This window comes from Martinezella calliandrae, from assembly GCF_030272695.1.
GTDB classification, from domain to species: Bacteria; Pseudomonadota; Alphaproteobacteria; order Rhizobiales; family Rhizobiaceae; genus Rhizobium; species Rhizobium calliandrae.
Genome location: NZ_JARFYN010000271.1, coordinates 1 through 210, shown reverse-complemented (window position 1 = coordinate 210; position 210 = coordinate 1). Strand labels below are relative to the sequence as shown.

Here is a 210-nt window from a genome sequence, read left to right as displayed (position 1 = left end):
GCTTGCCCGCTCGATCATGGACGGCGGCTTCTTCGAGTTTCGCCGCCAGCTTGACTACAAGGCCCGCTTTTATGGTGCGACCGTTGTGGTCGCCAACAGATGGTTTCCTTCGAGCAAGACCTGTTCTTGCTGCGGTTCGGTCAAGGCCGAACTGGCGCTGTCGCAGCGAACATTCCATTGCGACGATTGTGGATACGAGACCGGGCGCGA

General features: G+C 59.0%; 1 protein-coding gene. It reads left to right on the top strand.

The window, feature by feature from the left end; all coding sequences use genetic code 11:
• The coding region (locus PY650_RS37080) for a transposase (protein ID WP_285885097.1) at positions 1 to 210 on the top strand (210 nt) is incomplete at both ends.